This is a genomic window from Gillisella terrae, from assembly GCF_004801395.1.
In the GTDB taxonomy this organism is placed as follows: Bacteria; Pseudomonadota; Alphaproteobacteria; order Rhizobiales; family Rhizobiaceae; genus Allorhizobium; species Allorhizobium terrae.
On sequence record NZ_SSOA01000012.1, the window covers coordinates 29,194 to 47,714 of the forward strand.

17 protein-coding genes are annotated in these 18,521 nt (G+C 57.1%); 4 read left to right on the forward strand and 13 right to left on the reverse strand.

The genetic code is table 11. The features are described 5' to 3' along the window. Positions 1 to 17 precede the first annotated feature (17 nt). The 8 genes from E6C51_RS17420 to E6C51_RS17455 form a co-directional block, all read right to left on the reverse strand. Complete coding sequence (locus E6C51_RS17420) at positions 18 to 1,595, reverse strand: FGGY-family carbohydrate kinase (RefSeq protein WP_190236928.1); 1,578 nt, start codon at positions 1,593 to 1,595, stop codon at positions 18 to 20. A 56-nt stretch (positions 1,596 to 1,651) separates the two neighbouring features. Then, positions 1,652 to 2,326: an HAD family hydrolase gene (locus E6C51_RS17425; protein WP_190236929.1), complete on the reverse strand. Its 675-nt coding sequence runs from the start codon at positions 2,324 to 2,326 to the stop codon at positions 1,652 to 1,654. 11 nt (positions 2,327 to 2,337) lie between these two features. Then, positions 2,338 to 3,825, reverse strand: coding sequence for a mannitol dehydrogenase family protein (locus tag E6C51_RS17430; RefSeq protein ID WP_190236930.1), 1,488 nt, complete (start codon positions 3,823 to 3,825; stop codon positions 2,338 to 2,340). A gap of 264 nt (positions 3,826 to 4,089) precedes the next feature. After that, positions 4,090 to 4,869, reverse strand: coding sequence for an L-iditol 2-dehydrogenase (locus E6C51_RS17435; protein WP_190236931.1), 780 nt, complete (start codon positions 4,867 to 4,869; stop codon positions 4,090 to 4,092). Beyond that, the gene (locus E6C51_RS17440) at positions 4,866 to 5,864 is read right to left on the reverse strand and encodes an ABC transporter ATP-binding protein (RefSeq protein WP_190236932.1); all 999 of its coding nucleotides are present in this window, start codon (positions 5,862 to 5,864) and stop codon (positions 4,866 to 4,868) included. The genes E6C51_RS17435 and E6C51_RS17440 overlap by 4 nt, the downstream gene beginning before the upstream one ends. 15 nt (positions 5,865 to 5,879) lie before the next feature. Beyond that, positions 5,880 to 6,710 carry a carbohydrate ABC transporter permease gene (locus tag E6C51_RS17445; protein WP_190236933.1) on the reverse strand — a complete coding sequence of 277 codons (831 nt, stop codon included), beginning with the start codon at positions 6,708 to 6,710 and terminating at the stop codon, positions 5,880 to 5,882. Positions 6,711 to 6,713: 3 nt separating this feature from the next. After that, the gene (locus E6C51_RS17450) at positions 6,714 to 7,586 is read right to left on the reverse strand and encodes a carbohydrate ABC transporter permease (RefSeq protein WP_190236934.1); all 873 of its coding nucleotides are present in this window, start codon (positions 7,584 to 7,586) and stop codon (positions 6,714 to 6,716) included. Positions 7,587 to 7,840: 254 nt separating this feature from the next. After that, positions 7,841 to 9,160, reverse strand: coding sequence for an ABC transporter substrate-binding protein (locus E6C51_RS17455; RefSeq protein WP_190236935.1), 1,320 nt, complete (start codon positions 9,158 to 9,160; stop codon positions 7,841 to 7,843). 343 nt (positions 9,161 to 9,503) lie between these two features. On the opposite strand from E6C51_RS17455, the gene E6C51_RS17460 reads away from it, so the two are divergent. Continuing rightward, positions 9,504 to 11,423: an O-linked N-acetylglucosamine transferase, SPINDLY family protein gene (locus E6C51_RS17460; RefSeq protein WP_190236936.1), complete on the forward strand. Its 1,920-nt coding sequence runs from the start codon at positions 9,504 to 9,506 to the stop codon at positions 11,421 to 11,423. 69 nt (positions 11,424 to 11,492) lie between these two features. After that, positions 11,493 to 12,500 (forward strand): asparaginase, encoded by a 1,008-nt coding sequence (locus E6C51_RS17465; RefSeq protein WP_190236937.1) that lies wholly within the window; start codon positions 11,493 to 11,495, stop codon positions 12,498 to 12,500. Here E6C51_RS17465 and E6C51_RS17470 read toward each other — a convergent pair. Next, a complete protein-coding gene (locus E6C51_RS17470; protein WP_190236938.1) occupies positions 12,497 to 13,249 on the reverse strand; it encodes a DeoR/GlpR family DNA-binding transcription regulator in 753 nt (250 codons plus the stop codon). The genes E6C51_RS17465 and E6C51_RS17470 overlap by 4 nt on opposite strands. A 132-nt stretch (positions 13,250 to 13,381) precedes the next feature. Here E6C51_RS17470 and E6C51_RS17475 point away from each other — a divergent pair, with 132 nt between their 5' ends. Beyond that, a complete protein-coding gene (locus E6C51_RS17475) occupies positions 13,382 to 13,738 on the forward strand; it encodes a DUF4406 domain-containing protein (RefSeq protein WP_190236939.1) in 357 nt (118 codons plus the stop codon). Positions 13,739 to 13,746: 8 nt separating this feature from the next. On the opposite strand, the gene E6C51_RS17480 is transcribed toward E6C51_RS17475, so the two are convergent. From E6C51_RS17480 to E6C51_RS17490, 3 genes are all read right to left on the reverse strand, one after another. Further along, the gene (locus E6C51_RS17480) at positions 13,747 to 14,364 is read right to left on the reverse strand and encodes a hypothetical protein (RefSeq protein WP_190236940.1); all 618 of its coding nucleotides are present in this window, start codon (positions 14,362 to 14,364) and stop codon (positions 13,747 to 13,749) included. Between the two features lie 111 nt (positions 14,365 to 14,475). Beyond that, entirely contained in the window at positions 14,476 to 14,985 is a 510-nt protein-coding gene (locus tag E6C51_RS17485) for a GNAT family N-acetyltransferase (RefSeq protein WP_190236941.1), read from the reverse strand. A 6-nt stretch (positions 14,986 to 14,991) separates the two neighbouring features. After that, positions 14,992 to 15,648 (reverse strand): glutathione S-transferase family protein, encoded by a 657-nt coding sequence (locus E6C51_RS17490; protein ID WP_146936514.1) that lies wholly within the window; start codon positions 15,646 to 15,648, stop codon positions 14,992 to 14,994. A 264-nt stretch (positions 15,649 to 15,912) separates the two neighbouring features. On the opposite strand from E6C51_RS17490, the gene E6C51_RS17495 reads away from it, so the two are divergent. Continuing rightward, positions 15,913 to 16,452 (forward strand): DUF2087 domain-containing protein, encoded by a 540-nt coding sequence (locus E6C51_RS17495; RefSeq protein WP_190236942.1) that lies wholly within the window; start codon positions 15,913 to 15,915, stop codon positions 16,450 to 16,452. Between the two features lie 245 nt (positions 16,453 to 16,697). On the opposite strand, the gene ggt is transcribed toward E6C51_RS17495, so the two are convergent. Then, positions 16,698 to 18,443, reverse strand: coding sequence for a gamma-glutamyltransferase (gene ggt / locus E6C51_RS17500; RefSeq protein WP_190236943.1), 1,746 nt, complete (start codon positions 18,441 to 18,443; stop codon positions 16,698 to 16,700). Between the last annotated feature and the right edge of the window lie 78 nt (positions 18,444 to 18,521).

Genomic DNA, 18,521 nt, shown 5'->3' on the forward strand with positions numbered 1-18,521 from the left:
CGCATAGATGGCGAGCCTTACAGACTGTCCAGCTCGGCCCGGTGGCGCTGCATGGCGAGAAAGCGACGGTAATCGCGCTCGAAATCAACACTTGCGTGAGGGGCGGGTGGTGCCAGCCGTCCCTTGGCTGCCATGGCGGCACCCGCTGTCATAAGGTTTGGATAAAGCTTTGCCGCGGTTGCGGCATTGATGGCTGTGCCAACCAGCACGGCGTCGGTCTCGTCTGCGACCATCAATTCGCAACCGGTGGCATCGCGATAAAGCTCGACCAAAAGCGGATTTTTAACATGCCCGCCGGTCAGATGCAGCCGGGTTGGGCCATGCTGATCGACAATCATCCCTTCCAGAATTTGCCGCAGGCCAAGGGCAATGCTGACGCAGGCGCGCCAATAGATGCGGCACAGGCCATCAAAACTGGCATCCAGCGTCAATCCGCTGATCGTGCCCGTCAGGTTTGGATCAGCAAAGGGCGAGCGATTGCCATGAAAATCCGGCAGGATATTGATTTTATGGCCAAAAGAAGCGCCTTCGTGCGCGCGCAATTCTCCAATGCGCTGAATGACCCGACGATGATTGTCAATGCTCGGCTCTCCACCCTGTGCGTGGCTGCGGAGCAGGTGGTTGAGCAAGGCACCGGTGGCGGATTGGCCTGCCTCGACCAGCCACATATCGGGTAAAATGGCCTCGAAATAAGGCCCCCAAAGGCTAAAGCCGTGATATGGCTTCGAGTTGAGCGCAATCAGGCAGCTTGATGTGCCACCAATCAGCGCAATCGGCTGGCTATCGGGATTGGTGAGATCGGCAGCCCCCAAGACGCCAAGCGCGCCCGCATAAGCATCCACCATGCCAGCCGCCACCGCAATGCCTGGCTCCAGCCCCAAGGCCTCGGCAGCAGAATGCGAGAGCGGGCCAATGCTTTGCCCGACATGGACTGCCACCTCCGGCAGGTTGGCGCGCACAATCAGGTCTTCAAGGCCCAGATCGGCAAGGAAATCCCGCTGCCATCCCGGTTTTGTGTGGCCGAAAAAACTCCATTTGGAGGTGAGGGTGCAGAGTGAGCGGGCGGTGCTGCCGGTGGCTTTCCAGGTGAGAAAATCAGCCAGATCAAAAGCATGGCCAAGTCTGGCCCAGAGATCCGGTCTATGCCCTTTGAGCCACATGAGTTTGGGAATTTCCGCCTCTGGCGACATGGCCCGGCCGTGATGGAGCAGGACGGGATGGTCAAGCTCCGAGCATTCGGCAGCTTCAGCGCTTGCGCGGTGATCCAGCCAGGCGATGGTATCATAGCCTTGGCCATCGTCTTCACGCAGGTATAGCGGCTCTCCTTGCTTATCGCGCAGCACCAGCGAGCAGGTGGCATCGAAGCCGATGGCGGCAATGGCAGACGGGGCAATGGCGGCCTGCCGCAAGGCGGCTTTCACGGCAATGCAGCAGGCGTTCCAGATTTCTTCCGAGCTATGCTCGCCCTGATCATCCCGTGGCCGTGACAGGGTAATGGGGTGTTCGCAGCGCGCCAGCAACTGCCCGGTGCTGGAGACAACGCCTGCGCGGGCACTGCCGGTGCCAACATCCACCGAAATGACGTGATCTCTCATGCGTTTTTATTTCCGCCCCAAATCCTGTTTCTCAAGTCCTGATGAACGGATCATCCTTAGGGCACAAGGTGTATCAATTCGGCCATGGCGTCAAACCGGGCGTGGGGATTTTGGGCGGCAATTCGGCTTTCATACGTCTCACCCAGGGCGTGGCCACCGCCGGTAAAGGCAAGGGCTGTCATGTTTGCGGCGCGGGCGGCTGCAAGACCTGCGGGGCTGTCTTCCACCACCACGCATTGGTGCGCAGGGATTGCCATTTTTTCAGCGGCATAGAGAAACAGATCGGGGGCGGGCTTGCCATTTTGAACCATGGTGGCGCTGAAAATATGCGGCTGAAAACGCTCGATCAGCCCGGTGACACTGAGTGATAAAGCAATGCGCTCCGGCTGGCTGGAGGAGGCGACACACCAGCGGATGCCTGCTTTTTCCAGATCATCCAAGGCCGCATGCAGGCCGGAAATCGGCTTTAAATCCTTCCGAAAGCGCTCATAGAGATGGGTGCGCAGGCCGGTCAGAAAGGCCTCGCCAATCGCGAAGGAAAACTCCTTGTGGGCCGTTTCCACCACGGTTGCCATGCTGCGACCGAGGAAATGGCGATAGACATAATCGGCATCAATCGCCACGCCCGCTTTTTCAAACTCGGCCACCATGACCTCAACCGAAATCGGCTCGCTGTCCACCAGCACGCCGTCGCAATCGAAAATCACCAGCTTGGTGGCCGCATCCTGCATGGTGTCATCCTTTATCCTGCCGCGAGCTGTCCATCCAGATAGCGTTGCAGTGTCTGGGCTGTGCCGTGAGCGAGAAGCGAGGAGAGCGCTTGGCTAAAGCGCTTTTTGAAAACCTCGTTTTTGCCAACACTGCCAAAAATATCATCCAATGTCAGGAATAGCAGCGGATCTTGGCGCGAGGCAATGGCGGTTTTTTGCAAACGCTCGGCGCTGGCGTCGTTAAACACAATCGGCTTGCCGCTATCCGTTGTGCCTTCAAAATAATGGCACCACAGAGCAGACACCAACGAAAGCCCGACAACATCCAGCCCCTTGGCGAGCCGATCCGCAGTCGATGGCAGAATGAATTTTGGCTGACGGTTGGAGCCATCCTGAGCGAGGCGCGGAATGGTGTCGCCGATTTTGGGGTTGGAGAAGCGGTTCTCGATCAGTGTCGCGTAATCCTGCAAGCTGGTGTTGGGCACGGGTGGCACCACGGGAATGATTTCATCATGGGTCAGCTTGGCAAGGAAAGCGCGGATCAGCGGATTTTCCATGGCTTCATGGACAAAGTGAATGTCCATCAGTGCTGCCGGATAGGCAATGGCCGCATGACCGCCGTTGAGAATCCGCAGCTTCATCAGCTCATAGGGGGCGACATCCTCCACAAAGGTGACGCCAACCTCTTCAAAGGCAGGGCGACCCAGCGGGAATTTATCCTCCAACACCCATTGCTTGAACTCCTCGCAAAACACCGGCCATGCATCATCAATGCCGTAAGTGTCGTGGGTAATGTCAATCTCGCGCGGGCCGGTGGCTGGGGTGATGCGATCCACCATGGAATTGGGGAAGGCGACGTGGTGGTGAATCCAATCGGCAAATTCGGGATCAGACAGTTTGGCAAGGCCAATCACGGTCGCTTCTGTCACCTCGCCATTGCCGGGAATGTTGTCGCAGCACATCACCGTAAACGGCGGAATATTGGCGGCACGGCGGGCCTTGAGGCCTGCGATGATCAGGCCGAAGACGGTTTTGGGCTGGGTTGGGTTTTGCGCATCCGCCACGATGGCCGGGTGCTTGGGGTCAAAATGGCCGGTGGCGGGATCGATGAAATAGCCGCCTTCGGTGATGGTCATGGAGACGATGCGAATGGCGGGGTCTGCCAGCTTGGCAATCATGCCGTCAAAATCTGGTGCCGCGATCATATCCACCATCGGGCCGGTGACGGTGGCTGCACTTTTGGCCACATCCTGCTCCACTACGGTGGTCAGATAATCCTGAGCGGCGAGCTTTTCTTTCATGGTGGCGTCAGAAGGCAAGACGCCTGCGCCGACAATGGCAAAATCGAGGTCTTTGCCGAGGTTGAACAGCTCATGCAGATAGATGGCCTGATGGGCGCGGTGGAAATTGCCAACGCCAAAATGCACGATGCCGGGGGTGAGGCTTTCGCGGGCATAAGTGGGGACCGCGGCTTTTGCGGCTGCCTCGGGAAGGGTTGAAAGAGAAAGTTTTACGGTCATTGGGTTCTGTCCTGAATGAATTTTGGGAAATGGGCCGTGGGGATACCCCCTCTGGCTGCCGCCATCTCCCCCACAGGGGGGGAGAGGCCGTGCGGCTGACGTGCGGCTCTACCAGCAACCGCCACCCCGCATATTGCGAATGGTTGAGGAGGAGCGAGAGGATTGCCACCTGCTTTCTCCCCCCTTGTGGGGGAGATGGCGGCAGCCAGAGGGGGTAAGCGAAGCGCTTCTTTTGGGTCCACACTCCACAACTCCCCACCCATCTCAGCTCATCCAATTGCCGCCATCGACATTGTACGTCTGGGCCACCACATAATCGGCCTCGTTTGAAGCCAGAAAAATCGCCATGCCGGTGAGATCCTGTGCTGTGCCCATGCGGCCAAACGGAACAGCCTCACCCACCAGCTTTTTCTTCTCGCCGGGCGCGCGGTTTTCATGTTTGGCAAACAGCGCATCGACGCCATCCCAATGCTCACCATCGACCACGCCGGGGGCAATGGCATTGACATTGATGCCATGCTTGATCAGGTCCAGCCCGGCCGATTGGGTGAGTGAGATGATGGCTGCCTTGGTGGCGCAATAGACCGCAACCAGCGCTTCGCCGCGCCGTCCGGCCTGGCTGGCCATATTGATAATCTTGCCGCCCTTGCCACGGGCAATCATCGATTTTGCCGCTGCTTGCAGCATGAAGAGCGAGCCTGCGACATTGATGGAAAACAGCCGGTCATAGCTCTCGCGGGTGATCTCGACGATCGGCGCGAGATCAAACAGCGCGGCATTGTTGATGAGAATGTCCAAGCCGCCAGTGCGCTCTTCCACCGTCTTGATGGCAGCATCGATGGAGGCTTGGTGGGTCACATCCAGATGCAGGGCATAGGCGCGCTCACCAATGGCATTTGCGGTGTCGGTCGCCCGCTCCATGTTGATGTCGGCAATGGCAACGGTTGCGCCTTCGCGCACGTAAGCTTCCGCAAAGGCCCGGCCAATGCCGCGGGCAGAGCCGGTGATCAGCGCGGATTTTCCGCTCAATCGGTCTGACGTCATTGTGTCAATCCTTGCTCGTTAAAGCGATGCATGCGGCTCTCGTCGGGGGTGAGAAACACGGTCGCCCCATGGCGGGCCATGAAGTCACCGTCAGCGCGGGCGGTCAGGGTGCCAACACCATCGACCTCAACATGCAAATGGGTGTCGGAGCCAAGGTGCTCGGCAATTGTCACCTTGCCTTTCCATGCGCCGTCACTGGTGGAAAGCGCCACATGCTCGGGGCGAATACCAATGGTGGCGGCCCCATATTTTTGCGCTGTCGCACCGGAAATCAGGTTCATCTTCGGCGAACCGATAAAACCCGCGACAAACAGATTGGCCGGTTTGTGATATAGCTCCATCGGCGAGCCAACCTGCTCGATATTGCCCTTGTTCAAAACCACAATCTTGTCGGCCATGGTCATGGCTTCCACCTGATCGTGGGTGACGTAGATCGATGTGGCACCCAGCTTCTGGTGCAACTCGGTAATTTCGAGGCGCATGTTGACGCGCAGCGCGGCATCAAGATTGGACAGTGGCTCATCAAACAAAAAGCACGAGGGCGAGCGCACAATCGCCCGGCCAATCGCCACGCGCTGGCGCTGACCGCCAGAAAGCTGGCGCGGTTTACGGTCAAGATAATCTGTGAGGTTGAGGATGCGGGCCGCATCCGTGACCTTCTTGTCAATCTCGCCCTTGTCCACGCCCGCCATTTTTAGCGGAAAGCCAATGTTGGAGCGCACGCTCATATGCGGATACAGCGCATAGGACTGAAACACCATGGCAAGGCCGCGTTCAGACGGTTTGCGATCTGTGGCGTCAGCTCCATCAATGAAGATCTTGCCACCGGATGTATCTTCCAGCCCGGCAATCAGCCGTAGCAGGGTGGATTTGCCGCAGCCGGAGGGACCGACGAAGACAACGAATTCGCCATTGTTGATCTCCAGATCAATGCCGGGAATAACCTTGTGCTCGGCAAAGGATTTCGAGACGTTTTTAAGCTGAATACTGCCCATGATATTTGATCCTTATTATTTCACAGCGCCGAAGGTGAGACCGCGCACCAGCTGTTTCTGGCTGAACCATCCGAGCACGACGATCGGGGCAATCGCCATGGTGGAGGCAGCCGAGAGCTTGGCGTAAAACAGGCCTTCGGGGCTGGAATAGGAGGCGATGAAGGTGGTCAGCGGTGCCGCAACGGACGTGGTGAGGTTGAGGGTCCAGAAAGCCTCGTTCCATGACAGAATGATGTTAAGCAGCATGGTCGAGGCAATGCCCGGCACCGCCATGGGCGTCAGCACATAGATGATTTCCTTGATCAGGGATGCGCCATCCATGCGGGCGGCTTCGAGAATTTCGCCGGGGATTTCCTTGAAATAGGTGTAGAGCATCCAGATGATGATCGGCAGATTGATCATGGTCAGCACGCCCACCAGACCAATGCGGCTATCGAGCAAGCCACCATCGCGAAACAGCAGATAGATCGGAATCAGCGCGCCCACTGGTGGCATCATCTTGGTGGACAGCATCCACATCAGCACATCCTTGGTGCGCTTGGTGGGTGAAAACGCCATGGCCCAGGCGGAGGGAATGGCAATGGCCAGCCCCAGAAGCGTGGAGCCAAACGAGATCACCACCGAGTTCATGAAATGGGCGAAATAATCCGAGCGCCCCTGAACCTCGACATAGTTTTCCGTGGTCCAATGGAAGAACAAAAACACCGGCGGCGAGGCGATGGCATCACCCTCGCTTTTGAAACTGGTGAGAAAGGTCCACAGGATCGGGAAGAACATCAAAAGACCGATGATCCAGGCGATGGCCGTGAATGTCAGTTTGCGTTTGGTTGAAATTGCGCGGGCCATTGATCAGCTCTCCAGGTTCTTGCCGATGAGGCGGATCAGGAAAAGGGCAACGATATTGGCCAGCACCACGGCGACAATGCCGCCTGCGGATGCGCCACCAATGTCAAATTGCAGCAGGGCCTGATTGTAAATCAGATAGGTCAGGTTGGTGCTGTCGGTGCCGGGGCCGCCATTGGTGGTCACGAGAATTTCGGCAAAGACGGACAGAAGGAAGATGGTCTCGATCAGCACCACCACAGTAATCGCCCGCGACATATGGGGCAGAGTGATATAGATGAATTTCGAGATCGGCCCTGCGCCATCCATCTCGGCGGCTTCCTTTTGCTCTTCGTCCAGTGATTGCAGGGCGGTGAGCAGGATCAGCGTTGCAAACGGCAGCCATTGCCATGCGACAATGATGATGATGGACAGCAGCGGAATGGTGGAAAGCCAGTCCAGCGGCTGCAACCCGACGGCGCGGAAGGCGAAAGCAAACAAGCCGTTCACCGGGTTCATCAGCATGTTTTTCCACACCAGTGCCGCCACGGTTGGCATGATGAAAAACGGCGAAATCACCAGAATGCGGACAATGCCCTGACCAAACATCGGCTGATCCAGCAGCAGCGCCAGCGCAATACCGCCAATGATGGAAATGGCCAGCACGCCGCCCACCAGCAAGAGTGTGTTGGTCAACGCCGCAAAGAAGGCCGGATCGGTGAGGAAATATTGATAATTCAGCAGGCCGATGAAATCATGACTGCCCGGCATCAGCAGATTATAGTTCAGCACGGAAAAGTAGATGGTCATTGCCAGCGGCACAATCATCCATGCAAACAGCAGGATAACGGAAGGGGCCATCATCAGTCTCGCCGAGGAATGGGTATGGGTCGTCGCCATGTCTGCCGCGCCTCTTGGGGTGTTGGAAATTGAAATGTTGTGGTGGGGGGATACCCCCTCTGCCCTGCCGGGCATCTCCCCCACAAGGGGGGAGAGACCGGGATGAAATCCCCCGCTCCCTATCCAAGCTCTGATGAGACACAGCGAAACGGCGTGTCTGGAATTGTAGGCTAACGGATCGGTTTCTCCCCCCTTGTGGGGGAGATGGCGGCAGCCAGAGGGGGTATTGCGAGGGAAGAGAGGGTCTTTTTCCCTTACTTCTTCGGATAACCCGCCTTCTTCATCTCACGTTCGGTCAGGCTCTGGGCATTTTTCAAAGCCTGATCCACCGTGCTCTGGCCAGCAAGAGCTGCCGAGAATTGCTGGCCAACGGCGGTGCCGATGCCCTGAAATTCCGGGATCGCCACATATTGCACGCCCTCGTAAGGCACGGGCTTGACGGTCGGATGCTTGGGGTCTGCCGAGTTGATGCTGTCCAGCGTCATTTTGGCAAAAGGGGCAGCCTTTTGATAATCAGCATTGGCATAGAGCGAAGTGCGCGTGCCCGGAGGAACGTTGGCCCAGCCGTCTTTCTCAGCCACCAGCTTCAAATAATCCTTGCTGGTTGCCCAGGCGATGAACTTTTCAGCGGCTTCGACCTTTTTGGAGCCAGCGGGGATGGCGAGGTTCCACGACCACAGCCAGTTGCCGCGCTTGCCAAGACCGTTATCAGGAGCCAAAGCAAAGCCGACCTGATCAGCAACCTTGGATTCCTTCGGGTTGGTCACGAAGGATGCTGCCACGGTGGCATCAATCCACATGCCGCATTTGCCGGTCTGGAACAGGGCGAGGTTTTCGTTAAAGCCGTTGGAGGATGCGCCGGGAGGGCCGTCTTTCTTCATCAGATCGACGTAGAACTGAAGGGTCTTTTTCCACTCGGGCGTATCGAACTGCGGTTTCCAGTTTTCATCAAACCAGCGTGCGCCAAAGGAATTGGACATGGCGGTCAGGAACGCCATGTTCTCGCCCCAGCCAGCCTTGCCGCGCAAGCAGATGCCATAGACTTCCTTGGATTTATCGGTGATCTTGTCGGCGGCCTGCTTGATGAAATCCCACGTTGGGGCGTCCGGCATTTTCAGGCCTGCTTTTTCAAACAGATCCTTGCGATACATCACCATCGAGCTTTCGCCATAGAAAGGTGCTGCATAAAGCTTGCCATTGACCGTGAGGCCAGAGCGGATTGGCGGCAGAAGATCGTCCACATCATAAGCTTTGTCGGCACTCAATTTGTCCAGCGGGGCCAGCCAGCCCTGCTTGCCCCAGATGGGGGCTTCATAGATGCCGATGGTCATCACGTCATATTGGCCGCCCTTGGTGGCGACATCAGTGGTCACTTTCTGGCGCAGAACATTTTCTTCCAGTGTCACCCATTTCACGTCAATGCCCGGGTTCTTCTTGGTGAAATCATCCGTCAGCTTTTGCATACGGATCATGTCGCCGTTGTTCACTGTGGCGATGGTGAGCGTTTCGGCTCTCGCCACGCCCGCGATGGCCAAAACCGAGCACGCGCCCAGCAGAATAGCTTTCAATGTCATATCTTCCTCCCAGAAGAAAAAAGGCAATTCAATCAACCGATACCGCACGATCCTCATCGCGCTTTTCCTGAGCGTTCGCCTTGCCTGAAATGAGCAATCGCCTCGTCAGTGGGCAAATACTCACTTATTGCGCAAAAATGTCAACCGCAATTCGCTGCTGCGGTGCCGAAGAGCTGTTTAAGATGTTGTTAAACAATCACGAATTTACGCGGGCACGAATTTACGCGGCAAAGCGGATCGTCCATGCGAAAGTCCCGCATGGTCTGGCAACGCCAGTTTCAAGCAAAGTCTCTGGTTTACACGCGGTTGAGCAAATGTGATCAGGGAAAAGGGCGGAACAGGTGTGAGCAAAGTGCAGGCGGCAGTGCAGGCCTATCAGGCGGGCCATCTCGATGAAGCCCTCAAAACGGCGCAGGCTGTGCCCAGCAAAAATCGTGCGGAACACGCCATGGCCCAGGCTTTGATTGGCAATATATATGCCAAACGCGGCGATGCCTTGGGGGCTGCATTGGCTTTTGAACAGGCGGCAGCAGGCAATCCCGCACAGGCTTCTGTCTTTCTCAAACTGGCGGCAACCCTGTGCCAGCAGGCCAGCGCGATTGAGCCTTTGCGCCGCATTGGCCTGAAAGCAGCGCTTGCCAATCGCGATGATGCCGAATTTGTGTTGAGCATGGCGCAGGTGGTGGTGGAGCCATGGGATGCGGCCGCGCGAAAGGCGGCGTGCAGTCTGGTGCCGTTTATGGATCGCAAAAGTGGTCCGGCGATGTTTTTTGCCGCCAATCTTTTGCAACTCCATGGCGAGCTGGAGGCGTTGGATGGCTTGCTGCGCGAGATTGAGCAGACGTTGGCAGATGACGTGGTGATTGAAGGTGTGCGCCTTGCCTCGGCCCATGTGCGGGCCGATTTTGCCACGATTTCGCGCCATCAGCAGATGATGCAAAATCTCGATTCACCCTTCAACCGCGACGTGCTGGAGCGCGAAGATGCCCTGAATCGCCTGTTGTGGTGCGAGAATGAGGCGCTTTTGGCCTCTCCAAACCTGCAAAGCCGTTTTTTGGCGGCAAGCTATGCGCAACGCCCCAACACGCGGCGACGCTGCCGACCAAAAGGTGAAAGACTGCATATTGGCTATCTTTCCAGTGATTTTTCAGCCCATGCTACCATGATGCTGATGCTGGATGGCCTTGTGGCCCATGACCGGACGCGCTTTGATATCACCCTGTTTTGCCACACCGATGCCAAGGCCGCAGCCGCCCAAGCCCAGATGCCAGCGCTGTTGCAAAGCGAGATTGTCTCTGTGCGCGACCTCTCCGATGCCGATGCTGCGGCAGAAATTGACCGGCGAGGCGTTGATATTCTGGTCGATCTGAAAGGCCACACCCCCGGTGCGCGGTTGGGCATTGTCAACCTGTCCAGCGCGCCGATAAAAGCCACATGGCTTGGCTTTCCGGGCACGGTTGCCGGTGTTGATCTGGATTATGTGATCTCCGATCCCGTTGTCACGCCAGCCAGTTCCTCTGCTTTCTTTGGTGAAAAATTCTGCCGCCTGCCAGAAACCTATCAGCCCAACAGCACCTCAAGCCGACCCAAAGCGCGGCCTTTAAGCCGCAAGCAATATGGCCTGCCACAGGATGCATTTGTGTTTGCATCCTTTAATGGCGTGCAAAAAATAAGCCCTCAGACTCTGGACTTATGGGCGCGCATTTTGCTGGCCGTGCCAGAAAGCCTGTTGTGGATCATGTGCTGGGATGCCTTTGCCAGAAAGAGTTTGCGCGCCGCGTTTCAAGCCCATGGTGTTGATCCCAAGCGGCTGCATTTTGCTGACAAGCAGGATTACGCTTTGCACGTCAACCGCCTGCCGCTGGCCGATCTTGCACTCGACAGTTTTCCTTACAACGGCCACACCACAACCTCCGATATGCTGTGGACTGGCCTGCCGGTGGTGACCAAAAAGGGCAATTGCTTTGCAGCAAGAGTATCTGAAAGCCTGCTGCGCGCTATCGACCTTGGTGATCTGGTGGCGGAGGATGACGATGCGTTTGTGGCGCTGGCGGCACACTTGGCAACCAATCCTGCACAGTTGCAAGCAGTAAAGCAGCGGTTGGAGGAGCATCGTTTCAAAGCGCCGCTGTTTGACACCGATCGCTTCACGCGCCATCTGGAAACGGCCTATGAGATGATGGCGGAGCGGGCGCGGGCAGAGCTTACGCCTGATCATATGGATGTTCCGGCTTTGCCGCCAAGACAGACTCCATTTATGTGAAGATGATTGGCAAACGGCGTTGAGGCGTTTATCACACCCGCATCATCCTTCCTTTTGCCGAGGCCAGCCATGAACAATCCCGTCACCGTTGAAGTCACCCGTGGCAATCGTGTGGAAAGCCGTCATCGCGGCACAGTCGTGGTGGTTGATGGCGATGGCAAGATTGTGTTTTCCGCAGGCGACATCGATGCGCTTACCTTTCCGCGCTCGGCCTGCAAGGCCATGCAGGCGCTGCCGCTGATTGAGAGCGGTGCGGCGGATGCTTTTGGCTTGAGTGATCAACAGCTGGCGCTGGCCTGCTCGTCACATTCCGGCGAGGATGAGCATGTGGCAACAGCGGCGGCCATGCTGGCCAAAGCGGGGCGCGATGAAACCGTGCTGGAATGCGGCGCGCATTGGTCGTCCCACCAGCAAACATTGATTCATCAGGCCAGAACACTGGAAAAGCCAAATGCCCTGCATAACAATTGCTCCGGCAAGCATTGCGGCTTTATCTGCACGTGTGTCCATATGGGGTATGACCCCAAAGGCTATGTGGAATACGACCACCCTTTGCAGCAAGACATTCGCGACACCATGCAGAGCCTGACAGGTGCCGTGCTGGATCATGACACTTGCGGCACCGATGGCTGCTCCATTCCCACCTATGCCGTGCCGCTGAAGGCTTTGGCGCATGGCTTTGCCAAAATGGGCACGGGGCAGGGGCTTGCGCCCTTGCGCGCCAAAGCCTCCAAACGCCTGATGGATGCCTGCATGGCAGAGCCCTTCTATGTGGCTGGCACCAAACGCGCCTGCACAGCGATCATGCAGGCCGCACCCGGCAAAATCTTTGCCAAAACCGGAGCCGAAGGCGTGTTCTGCGCAGTCCTTCCCGAACAAGGCCTGTCCATTGCCGTGAAAGCCGAAGACGGAGCCACCCGCGCCGCTGAAGCCATGGTCACAGCATTGCTTTCCCGCTATTTCGAAAAGGACAGCACTGAACATGCCGCCCTGATGGCCATGACCAACAAACCCATGCACAACTGGAACGGCCGCCATGTGGGCGATGTTCGGGTCACGGATGTGCTGTTTGGTTAAATCAGCATGATCTCGAGGCCCGTCTGCCGATAAGAGATCAGCCGTTCTTCGCCCACGTCTTTCACCATCACCCCAGACAGCCCGCTCAGCGGCACGATCTGACACGGCGAGAGCATGTCCAGTTTATCGGTGGTCAGGCAAAGCCAGGTTTCGGCGCTGATGGATGTGATCAGCCGTTTGATGGCGGCTTCTTCGGCGTCGCCGGTGGTGGCACCATGCTGGGGGTGCAGGGCGGTGGCACCGAGAAAAAACAAGTCTGGTCGCAGCCTTGCAATAGCTTCAGAAGCGAGTGCGCCCACCGCCACCATGGAGTGACGATAGAGCCGCCCGCCAATCAGAATGACCTCAATGTCGCTGCGATTTTCCAGCTCCATGGCAATGGTTGGGCTGTGGGTCACAATGGTCAGGCCGACGTTTTGCGGCAGCAGCCGGGCTATTTCCGCATTTGTGGTGCCACCATCCAGAAAAATCATCTGCTGGGGCTGAATGAGCGTCACGGCCGCTGCTGCGAGAGCGCGCTTTTCGGCGGTGGCAAAGCTTTTGCGGGTCGAAAAATCTGGCAAATCCGGCGCGATCGGCAGCGCACCGCCATGCACACGACTTAAAAGTCCGGCGGCTGCCATATCGCGCATGTCGCGCCGGATTGTGTCCTCAGACACCTCAAGTTCAAGGGCGATATCCTTGGCCAGCACGCGGCCATCTCGCTGCAAGCGGGAGAGGATGAGGGATTTGCGTTGGCTGGTGAGCATTGCACGAAACCGCATGAAAATTTACGATAATGCATGAGTAAAAGAAAATGACTCGACTCTCAAGTGATTTCGTGCAGATTCACGCATGTCCGTGCATGGCCAAAGGGGGCATGCATATCTGAGGAGAGAGAAATGCTGATTTTGATTGCGGGGCCTTATCGTTCTGGCACGGGTGATGACCCGGTGAAAATGGCGGCCAACCTGAAGGCGCTGGAAGCGCCATCCTATGCCTTGTTCAAGGCGGGGCATGTACCGATGATTGGCGAATGGGTGGCACTGCCGGTGTGGAATGCAGCCGGCGGGCAGACCATTGGTGATGACCTTTACGAGGAAATTTTCCATCCGGTTGCCCATCGCCTGTTGCAATTATGCGAAGGGGTTCTGCGCTTGCCCGGCGCTTCCAAGGGTGCCGACAATGATGTGAAAATCGCCACTGAGCGCGGCATTCCGGTGTGGTACGCGCTCAGTGATGTGCCGGGCGTGGCATAACGCCCCTGTTACATCGGCGGCTCAACGCCGTTTTTGCCCACCACCACGCGCCCGCTGGTCAGGCTGCCATCAGCCGCTTTTTGGGAGGGCACAAACACGGTGGCACCGGGCTTGAGGTCTGCTTCCGTTGCCGGGGCTGTGGTCACAATCGGCGTACTATCGGCAATGGAAATGACCTTTTCGCCGCCTTTATAGGTGAGGGTGAGGCTGTGGCCATTGACCGATTTTACGGCTTTGGCAACGGTTGCATTGGTCATGGTGCTGTTGGGCTGCAAATCCCAGGCGTAGCTGCCTTCGCCGGTGCCCTTCATGGCGGCCGGGAAAATCAGCACTTCCACCGCTCCGTTTTTGCCGTCCGCGGTGGGAATGGAGGTGACGCCAACAAAATCGCCGGGCTTGATGGCATCCACCGATGATTTGGCAAGGCTGGACGGTTTCCAGCCTTGTTTCAGCTTGATTGTCGCGGTGTCGCCCTCGCGGGTTTTGACCACAAGGGTCGAGCCTTTAAAACTCTCGATCTTGCCGCGCACGCGCACATTATCTGCCGCATGGGCGGCGATGCCGGTGCTTAAAGCCAGGAAGCCGGTGACGAGAAGAGAGGAGGTCCGTTTCAAACGTGAGGTCATGACAATGTTTCCTGTTTTGGCACCACCATCATGACAGCACCAGTTATGGAGAAACATCGAAATCGCCACCAAAATTTCAAGGCCGAACACGCAATGGTGAGCGGCGGATCATTATCTGAGTGTTAGCCTGAAAATATGCTGCGGCCCGGATTTGCCGCCCAGATAGAGCTGGCCGGTATCTTCCCATCCACCGGCTCTGTAGAGGTGAATGGCTGCGAGGTTGCGGCAATTGACCGTCAAGAACACATGCCGGGCCTGATAACGGCTGCACAAATAGGATTTGAGCTTTGCCATCACGGCCTTGCCATAACCCCGCCCTTGAAATTGAGCGCCAACGAGCATGCCCCGCAGGCCCAGATCATTGGGCTCAAAGCCGCAGGCGTCGAGAGGTGCCGTGCTGATTTTGCTTTTATAATCCCGATCAATCTTGAAAAAGGCGACAGCTTCGCCCGCCACGGTACCGACGTGAAAATCCACGGTTGGGTCCGTCTCACCGATCATCTGGTCAATCGGGGCAACAAACTGGCTCTGTTCCGGCAGCAGGGCCAGATGTAACACGGGCATGGTCTCGCCCTTTGAAAGGGGCGAGAGCTGAAGGTCTGAAGATGTGTTCGCTGGCATAGGTCATCACTTTTCGGCAGCCCGTGTCGCCCACATGGTCTTGAACGCGGGGCGGCTCTGGCAGCGCTCCAGCCATGCCTTGAGATTGGGGTTGGCGTCCAGAAGCGGCGCATAGGGTTGGGCATAACGCACAATCTCGGCCAGATTGATATCGGCAACGGTGAAGCGATCCGACACCGTAAATTCGTTTTTGGCAAAATGATTTTCAAGCACAGCAATCGGGCGTTTCAAAAGCCGGGCAGCGGCAGCGGCTTCGCTCTTGCCTGCTTCACTGTCCAGACGGCCATCGGCAGCAATGCGTGAGATTTTCAGCGCGTTGCTCTCGATTTCGGTTGCGGCAAACAGCGCCCATTGCATCATCAACGCATCTTCTTCCAAATCCTTCGGCCCCATTTCGCCGCCATATTGCTTGGCGAGATAAAGGGTGATGGCCAGCGATTCAAACAGCACCAAGCCGTCATCTTCAAGAGCGGGAATGGCCCCAAACGGGTTTACGGCCAAAAAGGCGGGCGATTGGGTGTTGATCGGCGCATCTGCCGCCAGCGGATTGTCCAGCTTGCCCGCCTGAATGACCGGCACATGCTCATAGGCCAGCTCCAGCTCCTCCGTTAGCCACAAAACCCGAGTGGCGCGCGACTTATAGCAGCCGTAAATTTTCAACATGGTGCTCTCCCAAGAGTGATCCTGTTCGGGCAGGTTAGCGCTATCGCGGGGCCTTTGGAAGCACGGGATTGACATCAAAATGCATTTGCCACTATCAATCTTGAAAGGGTCAGCAGTTCACCCAGGCGTTACCGCTCGGCTTTGAGAGCTAAACCTGCATAGATGATTTTCAACGGCTAGCTTTGGCGTCCGCTTGGAAAGCCGGTAACCTCCAGCATGGCATTGGACGCTTATCGAAGGGCAAGTCCCTTACGGAGGAAAGCTATGTCGCGCACCATCCATCCCTTTCATGCCGCCGATATTTCGGCTCTGGCCAAGCTGATCACGCGGGAGCTGGAAAAAGCTCCGGAAAAGCCGGGCCATGTGCAGATGTTGAATATTCTGTCCCGCTCGGTCGGTTATCGCAATTTTCAGCATTTTCGCGCTTCCAGCACGGCCCAGAGCCGGTTGCTGACGCTTGCACCCCAGGTGCAAAATGTCGATTTCCGGCTGGTTGAAGCGGTGTTGCGCTGCTTTGATGATGCCGGTGTGCTGTTGCGCTGGCCGTCAAAAACCTCGCACCAGCGTTTAAGCCTGTGGCGGCTGTGGGCGGGTTTTCCGGCCGAGTGTGACCTTTTGGAAAGCGCGGTCAATGCGCAATTGAAAGCCCTGAATGGCTTTGGTGATCATGTGCTTTTGCGTCGCGAAATGGTCAACAACAGGCTGCTGTCGCGCTCAACCGATTGCCGTCTTTATCGCCGCGTTGAGCAACGCCCGCCGCCAGAGGCGCTGGCGCTGTTGGCACGAGTAAAGGCACCGCGGTAACGGGCAGAGCCGGGCAGGCCGCGGCATGACACCGCTCAGCCTGCCGCGGCGTTCGGTTGCGCTCAACCGTGCACGGGCAAAAAGAATGGCCCCTCCCCACCCTCCCCACAAGGGGGAGGGAGTCTGTCGCATCCCGCGCCAGCGCATGAGTTCTCACCACAAATCATTCAGAAGCACGAACTGAACGACGTATTCGAGGTGCTACCTCCCCCTTGTGGGGAGGGTTGGGGAGGGGTTCTTCACGCTTAATAGCCCTTGGCAGAACCAGCAACCGCACGGCTGTCAATGGCTCCATAATAGCCATGGCCTTTGCCATCGACAATGTCAGCAAGGCTCTTGCCACCCACCAGAATACCGGCGGCCTGACCCCAAACCGGGCCGCCAACACCGCCATCAAGCGTATAGCCCATGTCTTTCAGCTTGGCGATTGTGTCGGGCGAGAGGGCACAGGGCTCGTAATACACTTTGTCTGGCTGCCATTGATGGTGAATGCGCGGCGCATTGACGGCTTCTGAAATGTTCATGCCAAAATCCACCACGTTCAAAATCGCTTCCAGCGTGATGGTGATGATGCGTGAGCCGCCGGGGCTGCCAATCACCATAAAGGGCTTGCCATCCTTGGTGACAATGGTGGGGCTCATGGAGGAAAGCGGAGCCTTCTTTGGCGCAATCGCATTGGCCTCGCCCTGCACAAGACCATAGAGATTTGCCACACCCGGCTTGGAGGTAAAATCATCCATCTCATTGTTGAGCAAAATGCCGGTGCCGGGGGCAACAACGCCCGCGCCAAACGAGCCGTTGAGCGTATAGGTCACCGATACGGCGTTGCCATCCTTATCAATGATCGAATAATGGGTGGTTTCCGTGCTCTCTTTGCCGCCAAAGGGTTTGAGGTCGGCCGACTTTCCAGCCTCGCCGGGGGTGATCTTGGCGCGGATTTCGTCGGCGTAATCTTTAGAGAGCATTTTTGACAGCGGATTTTGGATGAAATCCGGATCGCCCAAGGCCGAATTGCGGTCCACATAGGCATAGCGCATGGCCTCAACCATCTCGCTGACCGTGCTGGCCGCGCCATAACCCTGTTCACGCAGCGGATAGGCCTCGAGAATATTGAGGATTTCGCAAATGATCACCCCGCCAGACGAGGGCGGTGGCGAGGAAATAATGTGATAGCCATGATAATCGCACTCAACCGGCTTTAATTCACGCGCTGCATAGGTGTGAAAATCCTCAACGCTCAAAATGCCCTTGCCAGCCTCGCTTGCCTTGGCAATGGCCTCGGCTGGCATGCCTTTATAAAACGCATCCGGCCCTTTGGCGGAAATGCTTTCCAGCACCTTGGCCAGATCGGGCTGTTTCAGCACTTCGCCAGCACCATAAGGAGCGCCGTCGGCCTTTAGGAATATTTTCTTTGCCTCTGGATCTTTCACTAAGCGGGCGGCACCGCCTGCCAAAATGCTGGCATCACCCTGATTGAGAGTAAATCCGTCCTTGGCCAGTTGAATGGCTGGTGCCAACAAGTCCTCACGGTCTTTGGTGCCGTATTTTTCGCGCGCCAGCTCCAGCCCTTTGACGGTGCCGGGCACACCGACGGCCAGATAACCATCCAGGCTCGCACGCGGCACAACATTGCCTTTGTCATCGAGATACATGTTTTTGGTGGCGGCCAGCGGGGCTTTTTCGCGAAAATCAATGAAATCCGTTGTGCCATCCTTGAGGCGCAGCGTCATAAAGCCGCCACCGCCGATATTGCCCGCTGTTGGGTAAACCACCGCCAGCGCATAACCCACGGCCACAGCCGCATCCACGGCATTGCCACCATGTTTCAACACATCCACACCCACATCGGTTGCCAGATGCTGGGCCGTGACCACCATGCCATTGTCGCCCTGCACCGGGGCAGGGGAGGCGGCATAAAGCGGCGAGAGGGGAAGGAGGGTCAGGCTGAAACAGGTGAAGCGAAATGCAGTTCTGGCAGTGGAAAAAGCCATATCGAAAGGTCTCCAGACTATATTTTGAACCCCGAGTATTTTTATGATGAGGGATGCGCCAATCTCTTCGCGGTCCCA